At 61.1% G+C, this 14,815-nt stretch carries 11 protein-coding genes; 9 read left to right on the top strand and 2 right to left on the bottom strand.

What is annotated here, in order from left to right; all coding sequences use genetic code 11:
• Positions 1-38 precede the first annotated feature (38 nt).
• The 3 genes from ACGSLL_RS01445 to ACGSLL_RS01435 are packed head-to-tail and all read left to right on the top strand — an operon-like array spanning position 39 to position 5,768.
• Entirely contained in the window at positions 39-1,196 is a 1,158-nt protein-coding gene (locus ACGSLL_RS01445; protein WP_394502445.1) for a MexC family multidrug efflux RND transporter periplasmic adaptor subunit, read from the top strand.
• Between the two features lie 27 nt (positions 1,197-1,223).
• Positions 1,224-4,355 (top strand): multidrug efflux RND transporter permease subunit, encoded by a 3,132-nt coding sequence (locus ACGSLL_RS01440; protein ID WP_394502443.1) that lies wholly within the window; start codon positions 1,224-1,226, stop codon positions 4,353-4,355.
• 3 nt (positions 4,356-4,358) lie between these two features.
• On the top strand, positions 4,359-5,768 hold the full coding sequence (locus ACGSLL_RS01435; protein WP_394502441.1) for an efflux transporter outer membrane subunit: 1,410 nt from the start codon (positions 4,359-4,361) through the stop codon (positions 5,766-5,768).
• Between the two features lie 96 nt (positions 5,769-5,864).
• Here ACGSLL_RS01435 and ACGSLL_RS01430 read toward each other — a convergent pair whose 3' ends face one another.
• The gene (locus ACGSLL_RS01430) at positions 5,865-6,431 is read right to left on the bottom strand and encodes a TetR/AcrR family transcriptional regulator (protein ID WP_394502439.1); all 567 of its coding nucleotides are present in this window, start codon (positions 6,429-6,431) and stop codon (positions 5,865-5,867) included.
• 267 nt (positions 6,432-6,698) lie between these two features.
• Here ACGSLL_RS01430 and ACGSLL_RS01425 point away from each other — a divergent pair, with 267 nt between their 5' ends.
• From ACGSLL_RS01425 to ACGSLL_RS01415, 3 genes are read left to right on the top strand one after another with little or no spacing between them, the layout of a single operon-like run.
• On the top strand, positions 6,699-6,881 hold the full coding sequence (locus tag ACGSLL_RS01425) for a hypothetical protein (protein WP_394502436.1): 183 nt from the start codon (positions 6,699-6,701) through the stop codon (positions 6,879-6,881).
• 8 nt (positions 6,882-6,889) lie between these two features.
• On the top strand, positions 6,890-7,537 hold the full coding sequence (locus ACGSLL_RS01420) for a 3-hydroxyacyl-CoA dehydrogenase family protein (RefSeq protein WP_394502434.1): 648 nt from the start codon (positions 6,890-6,892) through the stop codon (positions 7,535-7,537).
• A complete protein-coding gene (locus tag ACGSLL_RS01415; protein ID WP_394502432.1) occupies positions 7,537-8,319 on the top strand; it encodes an SDR family NAD(P)-dependent oxidoreductase in 783 nt (260 codons plus the stop codon). The genes ACGSLL_RS01420 and ACGSLL_RS01415 overlap by 1 nt, the downstream gene beginning before the upstream one ends.
• Positions 8,320-8,327: 8 nt before the next feature.
• Here the strand turns inward: ACGSLL_RS01415 and ACGSLL_RS01410 are convergent, their stop codons facing one another.
• Positions 8,328-8,909, bottom strand: a complete 582-nt coding sequence (locus ACGSLL_RS01410) for a TetR/AcrR family transcriptional regulator (protein ID WP_394502430.1) — start codon at positions 8,907-8,909, stop codon at positions 8,328-8,330.
• Between the two features lie 405 nt (positions 8,910-9,314).
• Here ACGSLL_RS01410 and ACGSLL_RS01405 point away from each other — a divergent pair, with 405 nt between their 5' ends.
• From ACGSLL_RS01405 to ACGSLL_RS01395, 3 genes are read left to right on the top strand one after another with little or no spacing between them, the layout of a single operon-like run.
• Positions 9,315-10,739 carry a DUF1329 domain-containing protein gene (locus ACGSLL_RS01405; RefSeq protein WP_394502428.1) on the top strand — a complete coding sequence of 475 codons (1,425 nt, stop codon included), beginning with the start codon at positions 9,315-9,317 and terminating at the stop codon, positions 10,737-10,739.
• A 21-nt stretch (positions 10,740-10,760) separates the two neighbouring features.
• On the top strand, positions 10,761-12,404 hold the full coding sequence (locus tag ACGSLL_RS01400) for a DUF1302 domain-containing protein (protein ID WP_394502426.1): 1,644 nt from the start codon (positions 10,761-10,763) through the stop codon (positions 12,402-12,404).
• An 8-nt stretch (positions 12,405-12,412) separates the two neighbouring features.
• The gene (locus ACGSLL_RS01395) at positions 12,413-14,815 is read left to right on the top strand and encodes an efflux RND transporter permease subunit (RefSeq protein WP_394502424.1); all 2,403 of its coding nucleotides are present in this window, start codon (positions 12,413-12,415) and stop codon (positions 14,813-14,815) included.

Raw genomic sequence — 14,815 nt, 5'->3', positions numbered from 1 at the left:
AGCATTCGCACCAAATTCAATCAAGCCTCGGGTGAGTTATGGGCAATTTGCGTGCAGTTGGGATGGCGGGGTCGTTGGCAGTTGCCATTGCGCTGGCCGGGTGTGGACCAGCGAATGAACAGGCGGATATGGCTGAAGTGGCGCGTCCGGTAGAGGTGCTTGCAGTGAAGACTGAGCCGCTGGCACTGACGTCAGAGCTGCCGGGCCGGGTGGAACCGATGCGCGTTGCGGAAGTGCGTGCGCGGGTGCCGGGCATCGTGATGCAGAAGCGTTTTGAAGAAGGTGCTGATGTCAAAGCCGGCGACCTGCTGTTCCAGATCGACCCGGCACCGCTGAAAGCAGCCTTGTCTCGCGCCGAAGGTGAACTGGCCCGTGCGCAATCCGTTGCCCTTGAGGCTCAGGCACGGGTCAAGCGTTATGAACCGTTGGTGAAGATCGAAGCGGTCAGCCAGCAGGACTACGACAGCGCCATGGCCGATTTGCGCAGTGCTCAGGCGGCCACGCGTTCGGCCCAGGCTGATCTGCAAAGCGCCCGGTTGAACCTGGGTTATGCCTCGGTGACCGCGCCGATTTCCGGGCGTGTCGGTCGCGCACTGGTCACCGAAGGTGCCTTGGTCGGTCAGGGCGACGCAACGTTGATGGCGCGGATTCAGCAGCTGGATCCGGTATATGTCGACTTCACCCAATCGGCTGCTGACGCGCTGCGTCTGCGCGAATCGCTCAAGGGCGGCAAACTCTCCGCCGACGACAACAAGGCGTTGTCGATTCGTGTCGACGGCACTGCTTACGAGCGTCAGGGCGCCCTGATGTTTACCGATGTCGCCGTTGACCGCGGCACCGGCCAGGTGTCGTTGCGTGGCAAGTTCGCCAACAGCGACGGTGTGTTGCTGCCGGGCATGTTCGTGCGCGTGCGCACACCTCAAGGCACCGACAATCAGGCCATTCTCGTGCCACAGCGCTCGGTGCAGCGCGGCAGCGATGGCGGGGCGCAAGTCATGGTGGTCGGCGCCGACGGCCGCGCCGAAGCGCGCACTGTGGTGACCGGTTCCATGCAGGGTTCGCGTTGGCAGATCAGTGAAGGCCTGAAGGCTGGCGATCAGGTGATTGTCAGCGGCCTGAGTGGCCTGCAGGCAGGCGCCAAGGTCGCGCCTGCTCAGCCTCAAGCCCAGGCGCAGGCGCCTGAGTCGAAACAGTAAGGGCGCCGTCGCCGCGAGGATTTTCCGATGTCTCAGTTTTTCATCAAACGCCCGAACTTCGCCTGGGTGGTGGCGTTGTTCATCTCTCTGGCCGGTCTGCTGGTCATTCCGATGCTGCCGGTGGCGCAATACCCCAACGTCGCGCCGCCGCAGATCAAGGTGACGGCGACCTATCCCGGCGCCTCCGCGAAAGTGCTGGTGGACTCGGTCACCAGCGTGATCGAAGAGTCGCTCAACGGTGCGAAGAATCTGCTGTATTTCGAGTCGACCAACAACTCCAACGGTATTGCCGAGATCGCAGTGACGTTCCAGCCGGGTACCGACCCGCAGCTCGCTCAGGTTGACGTGCAAAACCGCCTGAAAAAAGCTGAAGCGCGGATGCCGCAAGCTGTGCTCACCCAGGGTCTGGAGGTGGAGCAGACCAGTGCCGGTTTCCTGCTGATCTATGCACTAAACTATAAGGAAGGCACCCAGCACAGCGACACCACCGCACTGGGCGACTACGCCGCGCGCAATATCAACAACGAGCTGCGCCGGGTTCCGGGCGTCGGCAAGCTGCAGTTCTTCTCCTCCGAAGCGGCGATGCGCGTCTGGCTCGATCCGCAGAAACTGGTGGGCTACGGGCTGTCCATCGACGACGTCAGCGCGGCCATCCGCGGCCAGAACGTACAAGTGCCGGCCGGCAGCTTCGGCAGTACGCCGACCAGCAGCCAGCAGGAACTGACCGCCACCCTGGCGGTGAAAGGTACGCTGGATAATCCGGAAGAATTCTCACGCATTGTCCTGCGTGCCAACGAGGACGGTTCCACGGTCAAACTGGGCGACGTCGCCCGCGTGGAAATCGGTCAGGAAAGTTACAACTTCAACTCGCGTCTCAATGGCAGACCTGCCGTGGCAGCGGCGATCCAGTTGTCGCCTGGCGCCAACGCGATCCAGACCGCAACGGCGGTCAAGCAGCGCCTGGCCGAACTGTCGGCGTACTTCCCGGATGACGTGGAATATTCCGTTCCTTACGACACCTCGCGTTTCGTTGATGTCGCGATCGAGAAGGTGATTCATACCCTGATCGAAGCGATGGTCCTGGTATTTCTGGTGATGTTCCTGTTCCTGCAGAACATCCGCTACACCCTGATTCCGTCGATCGTGGTACCGGTGTGTCTGCTCGGCACGCTGCTGATGATGTACGTGCTGGGCTTCTCGGTGAACATGATGACCATGTTCGGCATGGTGCTCGCCATCGGCATTCTGGTGGACGACGCAATTGTCGTGGTGGAGAACGTCGAACGGATCATGGCCGAGGAGGGCTTGTCGCCGGTCGATGCCACGGTGAAAGCCATGGGGCAGGTATCGGGCGCGATCATCGGTATCACCCTGGTGCTGTCGGCGGTGTTCATGCCGCTGGCGTTCATGTCCGGCTCGGTCGGTGTGATCTACCAGCAGTTCTCGGTATCGCTGGCGGTGTCGATTCTGTTCTCCGGTTTCCTTGCCCTGACGTTCACCCCGGCGCTGTGCGCCACACTGCTCAAGCCGATTCCACAAGGGCACCATGAAAAGCGCGGCTTCTTTGGCGCTTTCAACCGTGGCTTTGCCAAGCTCACCGATCGCTATTCGGTGCTGAACAACGGGCTGGTGGCGCGTGCCGGCCGGATGATGTTGGTGTACCTGGGCATTATCGCCATGCTCGGTTTCTTCTACCTGCGCCTGCCGGAATCCTTCGTGCCGGTGGAGGATCAGGGCTACATGATCGTCGACGTCCAGTTGCCGCCGGGCGCGACCCGCACCCGTACCGAAGCGACCGGCGAACAACTGGAGCGCTATCTGGCAACCCGCGACGGGGTTCAGTCGACGTTCCTGGTGTCCGGCTTCAGCTTTTCCGGGATGGGCGACAACGCAGCGCTGGCATTCCCGGTGTTCAAGGACTGGTCGGAACGTGGTGAAGATCAGTCGGCCATGGCGGAAGTCAATGCGCTGAACGAGCAATTTGCCGTGACCAACGACGGTGCGGTGATGGCCGTGCCACCGCCACCGATTGACGGTCTGGGCAACTCCGGTGGTTTCGCCTTGCGCCTGCAGGATCGTGCCGGTCTGGGCCGCGAAGCATTGCTCGCTGCCCGTGATCAGGTGCTAGGTCAGGCCAACGGCAATCCGAAAATTCTCTACGCAATGATGGAAGGTCTGGCCGAGTCGCCACAATTGCGCGTGGTGATCGACCGTGACAAGGCGCGCGCCCTGGGGGTGAGTTTTGAATCGATCAGCAGTGCGTTGTCTGCCGCGTTCGGTTCGGAGGTGATCAACGACTTCACCAACGCCGGCCGCCAGCAGCGCGTGGTGGTGCAGGCCGAGCAGGGCGACCGGATGACTCCGGAAAGCGTGCTCAAGCTTTATGTACACAACACCGCGGGCGATCTGGTGCCGCTCAGTGCCTTCGTCACCACGCATTGGGAGGAAGGTCCGGTTCAGGTGGTGCGCTACAACGGTTATCCGTCGGTGCGCATCGTCGGTGATGCGGGGCCGGGCTACAGCACCGGTGAAGCCATGGCGGAAATGGAGCGTATCGCCGCGCAATTGCCGGCCGGCTTCAGCTACGAGTGGACCGGTCTGTCCTATCAGGAGAAGGTCTCCAGCGGTCAGGCCACGCAGCTGTTCGCGCTGGCCATTCTGGTGGTGTTCCTGCTGCTGGTGGCGCTGTACGAGAGCTGGGCGATTCCGCTGACCGTAATGCTGATCGTGCCGATCGGCGCCATCGGTGCGGTACTCGCGGTGATGGTCGCCGGCATGCCCAACGACGTGTACTTCAAGGTCGGTTTGATCACCATCATCGGTCTGGCAGCGAAGAACGCGATTCTGATCGTCGAGTTCGCCAAGGAGCTTTGGGAGAAAGGTTACAGCCTGCGCGACGCCGCGATCGAGGCCGCACGGCTGCGCTTCCGGCCAATCGTGATGACGTCCATGGCGTTCATTCTCGGCGTAGTGCCGCTGGCACTGGCGACCGGGGCAGGGGCCGCAAGTCAGCGGGCGATCGGTACCGGGGTGATCGGCGGCATGCTCAGCGCGACGCTGCTGGGGGTGTTGTTTGTACCGATCTGTTTTGTCTGGGTGCTGTCGATGCTGCGCAGTAAACCGGCGCCCATTGAACAACCCGCTTTGACTCAGGAGTGACACATGCGTATTTCAGGATTTTCCACGCTGGTGATCGCCATGCTGCTGGCCGGTTGCTCGTTGGCGCCGACCTATGAGCGGCCCGTTGCACCGGTCGCGGACAACTGGGCGGGCGAGTCGCTGAAACAAGGGGCTGCGATCAACCAGCTGGCGTGGCAGACGTTCATCGTCGATCCCGACCTGCGCCGTCTGGTGGAGGTTGCGCTGGATAACAATCGCTCATTGCGCCAGACCCTTCTGGACATCGAGCAGGCTCGGGCGCAGTACCGCATTCAGCGGGCCGATCGGGTTCCCGGGCTGAATGCAAGTGCGTCCGGCAATCGCCAGCGCTTGCCCTCGGACTTGGCCAGCGACGGCCGGGCAGGGGTGGCCAGCCAGTATCAAGTCGGCCTGTCGCTGCCCGAATACGAGCTGGATCTGTTTGGCCGGGTAAAGAGCCTCAGCGACTCTGCGCTGCAGGAATATCTGGCCACCGAAGAAGCCGCCCGCGCCGCGCAGATCGCGCTGATCGCCGAAGTCAGCCAGGCCTATCTGGTTCATGACGGCGCCCAGCGTCGTCTGGATTTGACTCAACAAACCCTGAGCAGCCGCGAATACTCGTTCGCGCTGATCAGCCAGCGCCGCTCCAGCGGCACAGCGACTGCGCTGGATTATCAGGAAGCACTGGGGCTGGTGGAGCAGGCGCGGGCCGAGCAGGAACGCAATCTGCGCGAGAAGCAGCAGGCGTTCAACGCGCTGGTTTTGCTGCTGGGGACAAAGGATGCAGGGAAAGTGATTCCCGAGCGGCTGACGACGCAGCCGATGCTGGTGCAGGACATCGCCCCAGATACCACCTCGACGCTGATCGAGCGCCGGCCGGACATTCTTGCAGCCGAGCATCGACTGCAAGCGCGCAATGCAGACATCGGCGCGGCACGGGCGGCGTTCTTTCCGCGTATCAGCCTGACCGGCAGCTTTGGTACTTCCAGCGCGCAGATGTCCGGCCTGTTCGACGGTGGTTCGCGCTCCTGGAGTTTCGTGCCGAACCTTTCGCTGCCGTTGTTCGATGCCGGTCGCAACAGTGCCGGGCTGAGTCTGGCCGAAGCCCGCAAGGATTCAGCCGTGGCGGCCTATGAAGGCACGATTCAGACGGCGTTCCGCGAGGTCGCCGATGCATTGGCCGCCACCGACACCTTGCGCCGGGAGGAAGCCGCGCGCCGCGCACTGGCCAACACCAGCACTGAAACCCTGAGTCTGGCCAAGGCCCGTTATGAAGGCGGTATCGACAGCCACTTGCGTTATCTCGATGCCCAGCGCACCAGCTTCGTCAACGAGACAGCGTTCATCGAGGTCAGTACGCAGCGGCAGATCGCTCTGGTCGATCTGTTCCGTTCGCTGGGCGGAGGATGGTCCACGCCGACAACCGTCAGATAACGTCTGACAGAAGCTCCTTTGGGTTGGCGCATCCAACCTTTTTTTGCCCCGTGAACCGAAAGGTCACGGGGCTTTTTTTGGCGGGAAAAATGAGGATCAGGGGGCGGGCATGGCGGTGGCTGCGCCGTGCAGAAACATCTGTTCCAGCACGTTGGCCGAGTTGGCACTGGCAGCGCGTCCACGGCGCTCGGCATCGACCATGCCGAAGATCATGGTCAGGAACAGTTCGGTGAACACCGCTGCGGTGACATCGATGCGGAACGCGCCCAGTTGCTGGCCGCGCAGGAAAAAGGCATCGAGGGCGTCGGCATATGTCTGCCAGCGGTCGCCCTCACCATTGACCGCAAATGTGTCGGGGCGGTACTGAAAGAGCAGGAAAACCAGCATCTCCCGATGCGCCAGATGCTCGTTGATCAGACTGCGCAACGCCTGCACCGGCTCGCCGTGCAACAGGTCGGTGGTGGTGGTGATCTGGTTCAGCACCGTCTCACCGTGGCTTTCCATCATCTGCACCAGGTTGTCACGGGTGCCGCAAAAGCGATGCAGCGTAGCCTTGCTGACGCCAGCCGCTTCAGCCAGTTCCTTGAGCGTCGCCCGGGGGCGATCAACGATGGCCAAGGCCAGCGCCTTGATGAGTCGTTCGTCTTGAGGAGTCAGGGACATCAGTCGGTCTCGAATCGAATTTCAATACGCCGGATTGTGCAGGAAAAGCTCATTACTGCAACGAAAACCACCGAAATAGAGCAAATGAGTTCATCTGAGACAGTTTTTGTTCATCGCGCAGGCCCAATTACGCAGCGTTCGACTGTCATGAACTGCAAAAAGCCTGGCGCGATCTGCCAAGCTTTTGCGGCGCCCGTTGCCCAGAATCAAAACCCTCAATGGCAAAAGACACTGCATCTGGCTCCGCCCAGATGACGGAGGTTAGCGATGCGCCCGATTGTTTTTTCCTGCCTGGCCGTGACTCTCGTCTCTCTCGCCATTTACTCGATTCATAGCTTCTATTCGACCGGCTCGTACGGCGCGTTCAGCGCGGTGAGTTCGACGCTGCCGGCGCGCGCGCAGCCTGGATTGCCGGTTGTCAGCATCGGCGACGTATTCCGCAAGTTTTGAGATACGCCATGACTGACCAGGTCAATTACCGTTTCGAAGACGGCCTTGCGCTGTCCGCTCTGAACCGTGCGCCGTACAAGATCAATAAGGTGGCGGTGATCGGTGCCGGGACGCTGGGTGGTGGCATCGCGATGTGCTTCGCCGATGTCGGCATCGCCGTGGCGCTCAGGGATGTGGACAGGCGCACGCTGAACCGTGGCCTTCAACGCATCCACGAAAATTATCAGCACAACGTCCAGCGCGGACAGCTCAGCGCCGCACAAGTACAGCCGCGGATGGAGCTGTTATTCACCACGTTCGACTACGCAGACCTTTCGGATGCCGATCTGATCATTGAGGCGGCGTGCGAAAAGCTGGAAAGCAAACTCCAGGTGTTCCGCGCGCTGGATCAGGTCTGCAAAGCGGGCGCCATTTTCGCGACCCATTCGTCGTCGCTGGATATCGAAGCGCTGGCGAACACGGTTTCGCGGCCACAGGCTTTGATCGGCCTGCGTTTCTGCGGTCCGGCCACCGATATGCGACAGGTGGAAATTGTGCCTTGCCAGGCCACGGTGGCGGATGCGGTAACGGCGGTCGTGGAGATTGTCCGGCGTATCGGCAAACGGCCGGTTTTGTGCGGCAACGCTGCCGAGTCCAATTTTATCGAGGTGCACTGATGACTCACGATTTCGCCCAGAACTTTTCCCTCGCCGGCCGAACCGTATTGATCACCGGTGCCTCCAGCGGCATTGGTGCGCATCTGGCGCGGGTTGCTGCGCATGCTGGCGCCCGGGTGGTGCTGACGGCGCGGCGCGTGGATAAGCTTGCGCAAGTGGCCAAGGACATTGAGTGGGATTGCGGGCAGGCGCTGTCGGTTGAACTCGACGTGACCGATCGCGGCAGTGTCGAAGCCGCGTTCGATACGGCCCAAGCGCATTTCGGCGTGGTCGACGTGGTGCTCAACAACGCCGGAATCGGTAACGGTCAGCGCCCGCTGGAAATCAGCGAAGAACAGTGGCGCGCAATGCTGTCGACCAATCTGGACGGCGTCTGGCGTGTGGCCCAGGTTGCCGCGCAACGGCTGGCCACTGCCGGGCGCAGCGGCAGCATCGTCAACGTGGCGTCGATTCTAGGATTACGCGTCGGCACCGGTTACAGCCATTACAGCGCCGCGAAAGCCGGGGTCGTCCAGTTGACCAAATCCCTGGCACTGGAACTGGCGCGGTACAACATCCGGGTCAATGCCATTGCGCCGGGCTACTTCAAGACCGAGATGAACCAGGCTTTTTTTGAAGGCGAGAAGGGCAGCAACTACATCCGCGACCTGATCCCGATGCGGCGCCTGGGCCAGTTGCACGAACTGGCCGGACCGTTTTTGCTGTTGGCCAGCGATGCCGGGGCGTTCATGACCGGCAGCGTATTGGCGGTGGATGGCGGGCATCTGGTCAGCAGCGTGTGAGGATCGACTCAGTGACTGGCCACCAGCAAGGCCAGTGCCGTGCAAGCAGTCTCGGTTTCGGCTCGCAATCTTTCCAGATCACCGTGAGCCGACCAGGCGATGGTCAGCCCGTCCACCAGTTGGATCAGCAAGCGACTGGTCGCCTTTAAAAACGCTTCGTCCAACTCAGTTCCCATGACCCGCTGCAGCGCCTGCTCGGTGGCTTCAATCGCCACCGAGTAAATCTTGCTGGCCATTTGCGGGTCATTGCGCATTGCCCAGAAGAACAACTCGGTCTGCGCCCTGGCCGCATCCGGATGATCGATGAACCAGGTGATCAACTGCCGCAGAACTTCGGCAGCCGTCTCCGCCGCAGTGGTGCCGGCCGGTACCCGTTCCAGCGCTTGCGGGGGCAGGCTGAACAGCGATTCGTAGACGGCATAAAACAGGTCGTTCTTGGTATGGAACACGTAGTGCAACGAGGCCAACGGACAGCCGGCCTGCGCCGCGATACGGCGGGTCGTGGCATTGGCTACGCCGTGCTCGGCGATCACTCTGATCGTTGCTTCGACGAAATCCTGCCGGCGTAATTCAGCGCCCATTCTGGCCATGGTTCAGCAATCTCCCTTATTCCTGGCGCCCCGAAAACGAAGAGGGCGATGTCGACGCTTGCGGATCCTACAGCAACAAATCGCCAGACGTCATGAACGAAAACAGTATGTGAAACGGCTGCACCAATAATGGTAACAACTGTTTCGTTATTTCCCGTCTTGGTGCGTTCCGGCGAAACAAATGGAAACATTCTCCGACAGTTTTACTGCGCTGTGCGCCCGACGAGATCGCAAACGATTGATAAGAAACGACTAATTCCTGCCCCGCGTATCTTGGCACCGGGCTTGCTTTGATCACACGACTTGGTCATTTGATCAAGTCAGTTGATTAGGTTAGCGCAGGCAACGGGTTGCCACCGTCAAGACGACCCCCGTTGCTGATCAAGGCCCACGAGGATCCCTCCCATGAACACAGTGATTGAGCGCCCCCATAACAATTTTTCTACCGGCGTCGTAATCCGGCATCTGGTCGCAGTGGTCGCCGCTTCGGCGTTTTTCTGTACGGCACAGGCGGCAGACAAGGATCCTGCATTGCTCGGCAGCAAACTGACGCCCCTGGGCGGCGAGGCCGCTGCCAGCGCCGACGGGGTGATTCCCGCCTGGACAGCGCCCGGTCCTCAAGGTGGCAGTTGGAGCCACGGCCAAGTGCGCGGCCAGCAATGGAAGTTCAAGGATGACAAGCCGCTGTTCAGCATCGACTCGAGCAACGTCGCGAAGTACGCCAGCAAGCTTTCACCTGGCCAGGTGGAAATGTTCAAGAAGATTCCGGGCTACCGCATGGACGTGTATCCGACGCGACGCAGTTGCGGTGTGCCGGACTTCGTCGCGGAGAACACCAGGAAGAACGTCGGTTTCGCCAAGCTCGACGGTGACGGTCTGGCGCTGCAAGAAGCTTACGTGCCCGGTATTCCGTTTCCGTATCCGACCTCAGGTGCCGAGGTCATGTGGAACATGAAAATGCGCTACCGCGGCGTCGGTTTCGATATGTCGAAAACCGTTTCAGGGATTTCGCCACGCAAGGGCAGTGAAGACTGGCTGCGAACCTCCACCGACTGGTTCATGTACACGCCGTGGGGCGTGAAGGGCAGCGCGCTGTTCTCGGCATTCGATCGTCTGGAGGTCGCCACCTACTTCAGCTACACCGACCCCGCCGCATTGGCCGGACAAGCCGGGGTGGTCACGACCAAGGCTGGTGAGCAAGCCACCACGTTCTATTACTTCCCGGGCCAGCGCCGCGTGCGGCGCATGCCGGCATATTCCTACGACGCACCGCAGATCGGGCTGGACAATCAATACACCATCGATGAATCCAACGTGTTCTTCGGCCCCATGGACCGCTTCGACTGGAAGCTGCTGGGCAAGCAGGAAATGCTCGTGCCCTACAACTCGTTCGGGGTCTACGACAACTCGGCGAAGATCGAGGACGTGGCCAAACGCGACTTCATCGCTCCCGAATCACGTCGCTATGAGCTGCACCGCGTGTGGGTGGTCGAGGCCACTGTTCGCCAGGGCATGCGTCATCAGGCACCGAAGCGTCTGTTCTACATCGACGAAGACAGCTGGAACGCGCTGATGGCGGTGGACTACGACAAACAGGGGCAAATCTGGAAAGTTCGCGAGGGCTACACGATCCCGGTGTACGAGACCGGCACCTGCGACATGGAAGCCCAGGCGCAATACAACCTGGTTGACGGTCGCTATCTGTACGACATGACCTCCATCGGCACCGGCAAGAATGACCATCGCTGGCTGACCGACGGGGCGAGCAATCCGCGCCTGAAACGCGACTTCTACACCTCAGACAACCTGCGCGCCACCAGCGAACGCTGACCGCGGCTTTCGGGAGCAGACATGAAAAAAATAATCAGCAGAACCTCAGGTCTTGTCATCGCGTGTGCAACCCCATGGGCCATGGCGTTCACCTTTGAAACCGAAAACATTCGCGGCTCATTCGACTCCACCCTCGCCGTGGGCATGGGGCTGCGCACCGAATCGCGTGGTTGCAACCTCATCACCAGCAGCCCCGGCGGGCACAATCCACCCAGTGGCTGTCTGGCGCCCAGCGCCGGGATTGGTGATCAGGGCGACTTGAATTACGACCGGGGCGACCTGTTCACCAATTACATAAAAGGCACCCATGAGCTGGTGCTGAAGTTTCCCGAGGATTACACGTTCATGGCGCGCGGCAGCTGGATCCGCGACTTTGCCGCGACCGACACCAGCGGTGCGTTGTCGGCCGACCGCCCCGCAGGCGTCGGTAGCGACGGCCTGACCAGCAGCGCCCGCGACGATCTGGAGTTCAAGGCGCGCCTGCTGGATCTGTGGGTGAGCAAGAGCTTCGATGTCGGCGATCAGCGGGTTCGCGCTCGCCTGGGTAATCAGGTGATCAACTGGGGCGAGAGTCTATTCGCGGCCGGCGGCATCAACAACACCAACGCCTACGATGTCATGGCCTTGTCGCGCCCCGGTACCCAGCTCAAGGAAGCCTTGCTGCCGGCGCCGATGCTCAGCCTCGCGTCGGGGCTTGGCGCAGGAGTGAATATCGAGGCGTACTGGCAGTTCAACTGGAACAAAAGCGAATTGCCGCCAGTGGGCAGCTATTGGTCCACCACCCATGCGCTGGGCGAGGGCAGGGGGGCCTACGGGTACGATGAAAAAGAGGCGCGCAACGGCGGCCAATGGGGCGTATCGCTGCGCTGGCAGCCTGACAACACCGATCTCAACCTGGGTCTGTACGTGATGCGTTACCACGACAAACTGCCGTCACTGAGCGTGCAGGTGGATCCGCAAACCTTCGCCGTGTCGCCGACCTGGGAATATCCGGAAGACCGCATGATGTACGGCATCAGCGCCAACATGCCGGTCGGCGACTGGGCCTTGGGCACCGAGTTGTCCTACCGCCCCAAAGATGCGGTACCGCTCAACCCGGTCATCGACGCCTGCGCCGCCAACGGCGGCAAATGCTGGAAAGACGCAAAGAAACTGCAGTGGCACCTGACCGGCATCTACAGCATGACGCCGTCCAACTCGCCAACCTTGCTTGAATTCACCGGTGCCAGCACCGGCACCTTGTTGAGCGAACTGGTGGTCGTGAAATACCCCGGCCTGCATAACGACTACGCCGGGGAACCGATCGCCGCCGGCCTCAATACCTGGCAACTGGATCCGGCCATTGCGCCAAGCGCCAAGGGCAACAAAACCTCCTCCGGCATTAGCCTCGATTTGAGCCTGACCTACGACAACACGCTGATTCCCGGCTGGCAGGTCACGCCGGGCGTGTTCTATTCGCGCTCGATCAATGGACGCACTCCGAACCTGTCAGCCACCTTCACCGAAGACGCCAGCAGTATGAATCTGTACCTCAATTTCGTGCGCAATCCGGCGAGCTGGCAGATCTCGGCCAACTACGCAAAGTTCATGGGCGGCAAGACTCCTTACGATCAACTGCTGCGTGATCGCGATTACGTCGGCCTTGTGGTTTCCCGAACCCTGTGAGGCGCGCCGTGAACAGTTCCCTGAACCTCAAGCAAAACCCTGTGCGCGGCGTCCTGCCGCGCATCGAACAATGGCTGTTCTCGCACCGCCTGCTGACGTTGGCGAGTCTGGCGCTGTTCACTGTGGGCATGGCCTGGTTTGCCGTGCAGTTGCGCATGGAAGCCGGGTTTGAAAAGCAACTGCCCATCGGCCACGAATACATCGAAACCTTTGAGACCTACCGCAATGACTTGCTCGGCGCGAACCGGTTGACGGTGGTGGTCAAGGCGCACCAAGGGACGATCTGGAGTCAGCCAGCGCTCAAGCGTCTTTATGACGTCACCCAGGCGCTGATCTTTCTGCCCAACGTGTCACGCAGCAGCGTGCGTTCGTTGTGGACGCCCAACGCGTTCGTCAATGAAATCACCGAGGAGGGCTTTCGTGCCGACCCGCTGGTACCGGGGACGGTAACCCCGGAAAGTCTCGATGAGGCGAGCATTGCGATGATCGCCAACTCGACGGCGCAGGGCGGTTTTATCGGGACGCTGGTGGCTCGCGACCAGAGCAGCGCGATGATCACGGTCGATCTCAACGAGTTCGATGCCACCGGCCAGCGCCTGGATTATGTGGCGTACAACCAGGTGCTGGAGCAGCAGATTCGCCGTCAGTTCGAAGACCAGGATTTCGAGATCCAGATCATCGGCTTCGCCAAGCAGATCGGGGACATTGCCGTGGGTGCGTCGGCGGTTCTCGAGTTCTGTCTGCTGGCCTTGTTGCTGACGGCGGCTGCGGTGTACTGGTACTGCCATTCGCTACGCTTCACCTTGCTGGCGGTGGGTTGCTCGCTGGTGTCGCTGATCTGGCAGTTCGGCGCCTTGCGTCTGCTCGGTTACGGCCTGGATCCGCTGGCGGTGCTGGTGCCGTTTCTGGTGTTTGCCATCGGCGTGTCCCATGGCGTGCAACAAATCAACTTCATCGTTCGCGAGATCGCCTGCGGCAAGTCGGTGGAGGGCGCGGCGCGAGCCAGTTTCAGTGGGTTGCTGATTCCCGGCACGCTGGCGTTGGTCACCGCATTTGTATCGTTCGTGACATTGCTGTTGATCCCGATCCCCATGGTGCGAGAACTGGCAATCACCGCGTCATTGGGGGTCGCGTTCAAGATCGTCACCAATCTGGTGATGCTGCCGGTGGTGGCCTCGATGCTCAGCGTACAGGACGGTTACGCTGCGGCCGAGGAAGTTTCTCGCCAGCGCCGCGCTCGTTGGTTGCACGGTCTCGCACGTTTGAGCGTATGGCACAACGTGCGCTGGGTGCTGGGCATGGCGGTGCTGATCTTTGTCACAGCCGCCTGGCAAAGCCATGATCGAGTGGTCGGTTCCTTGCAGGCCGGCGCCCCGGAACTGCGCGAGGATGCGCGCTTCAATCGGGATGCGCTGTCGATCGCCAGCCATTACGACATCGGTCTGGACTGGCTCAGTGTGGTGTTCGAGGTCAAGGTCGAGGGTGGGGCGAACGACTGCGAAAACGTTGCGCTCGGCCAGTATCAGGACCGCTTCGTCTGGGCCATGCAAGGAGTGCCTGGTGTGGTCTCGGTGACTTCGTTTTCCAACAGCCTGCGTCAGTTCAACGAGGGTTATAACGAGGGCAACCCGAAAATGAACGCGGTGCCTATCGACCCGACCAACTACTCGTCGATGGCCGCCGAGGTGGCTCGCGTGCCCGGAATGATGCGGCCCGATTGCAGCATGACCGCGGTGCATCTGTTTCTCGCCGATCACAAGGCGACCACCATTCACCGGGTGATCGCGGCGGCCAAGGCGTTCCGTAGCCAGTTCACTCAGCCCGGAGTGAGTGTACGTCTGGCGTCCGGTAATGCCGGTGTGATTGCGGCGATCAACGAAGAGGTGGAACGCAGCGAGCTGCCGATGATGCTTTACGTCTATGGCGCAATCGCGCTGCTGGTATTTGTCGTCTATCGCGACTGGCGTGCCGTGCTGGTCTGCTGCCTGCCGCTGACCCTGGGTACTTTCATCGGCTACTGGTTCATGAAAGAACTGCAGATCGGCCTGACCATCGCCACCTTGCCGGTCATGGTGCTCGCCGTCGGCATCGGCGTGGATTACGCGTTCTACATCTACAACCGTTTGCAGCTGCATCAGGCCCTCGGCCAGCCGATCACCAAAGCTGTCGAGCACGCGCTGCTGGAGGTCGGCGTCGCCACGATTTTTACCGCCATCACCCTGGCGGTGGGCGTCGCCACCTGGGCGTTTTCCGATCTGAAGTTCCAGGCAGACATGGGCAAACTGTTGGCCTTCATGTTTCTGGTCAACATGATCATGGCCATGACCGTTCTCCCAGCCTTCGCCGTATGGCTGGAGCGGACATTCCCGCGGCGGCGCCCAGTGCGTCTGATCGGCTCACTGGTGCATTGA

Origin of the sequence: Pseudomonas retamae (assembly GCF_043496865.1) — a bacterium.
GTDB lineage: Bacteria > Pseudomonadota > Gammaproteobacteria > Pseudomonadales > Pseudomonadaceae > Aquipseudomonas > Aquipseudomonas retamae.
The sequence above is the reverse complement of the archived record's forward strand: the minus strand, read 5'-3'. Positions and strand labels throughout refer to the sequence as shown.

Excerpts from the sequence above, each read along its gene's own strand:
- ACGSLL_RS01415 (WP_394502432.1), top strand. The coding sequence starts at position 7,537 with ATGACTCACGATTTCGCCCAGAACTTTTCCCTCGCCGGCCGAACCGTA.
- ACGSLL_RS01410 (WP_394502430.1), bottom strand. The coding sequence starts at position 8,909 with ATGGCCAGAATGGGCGCTGAATTACGCCGGCAGGATTTCGTCGAAGCA.
- ACGSLL_RS01435 (WP_394502441.1), top strand. The coding sequence starts at position 4,359 with ATGCGTATTTCAGGATTTTCCACGCTGGTGATCGCCATGCTGCTGGCC.
- ACGSLL_RS01440 (WP_394502443.1), top strand. The coding sequence starts at position 1,224 with ATGTCTCAGTTTTTCATCAAACGCCCGAACTTCGCCTGGGTGGTGGCG.
- ACGSLL_RS01445 (WP_394502445.1), top strand. The coding sequence starts at position 39 with ATGGGCAATTTGCGTGCAGTTGGGATGGCGGGGTCGTTGGCAGTTGCC.
- ACGSLL_RS01405 (WP_394502428.1), top strand. The coding sequence starts at position 9,315 with ATGAACACAGTGATTGAGCGCCCCCATAACAATTTTTCTACCGGCGTC.
- ACGSLL_RS01430 (WP_394502439.1), bottom strand. The coding sequence starts at position 6,431 with ATGTCCCTGACTCCTCAAGACGAACGACTCATCAAGGCGCTGGCCTTG.
- ACGSLL_RS01420 (WP_394502434.1), top strand. The coding sequence starts at position 6,890 with ATGACTGACCAGGTCAATTACCGTTTCGAAGACGGCCTTGCGCTGTCC.
- ACGSLL_RS01400 (WP_394502426.1), top strand. The coding sequence starts at position 10,761 with ATGAAAAAAATAATCAGCAGAACCTCAGGTCTTGTCATCGCGTGTGCA.
- ACGSLL_RS01425 (WP_394502436.1), top strand. The coding sequence starts at position 6,699 with ATGCGCCCGATTGTTTTTTCCTGCCTGGCCGTGACTCTCGTCTCTCTC.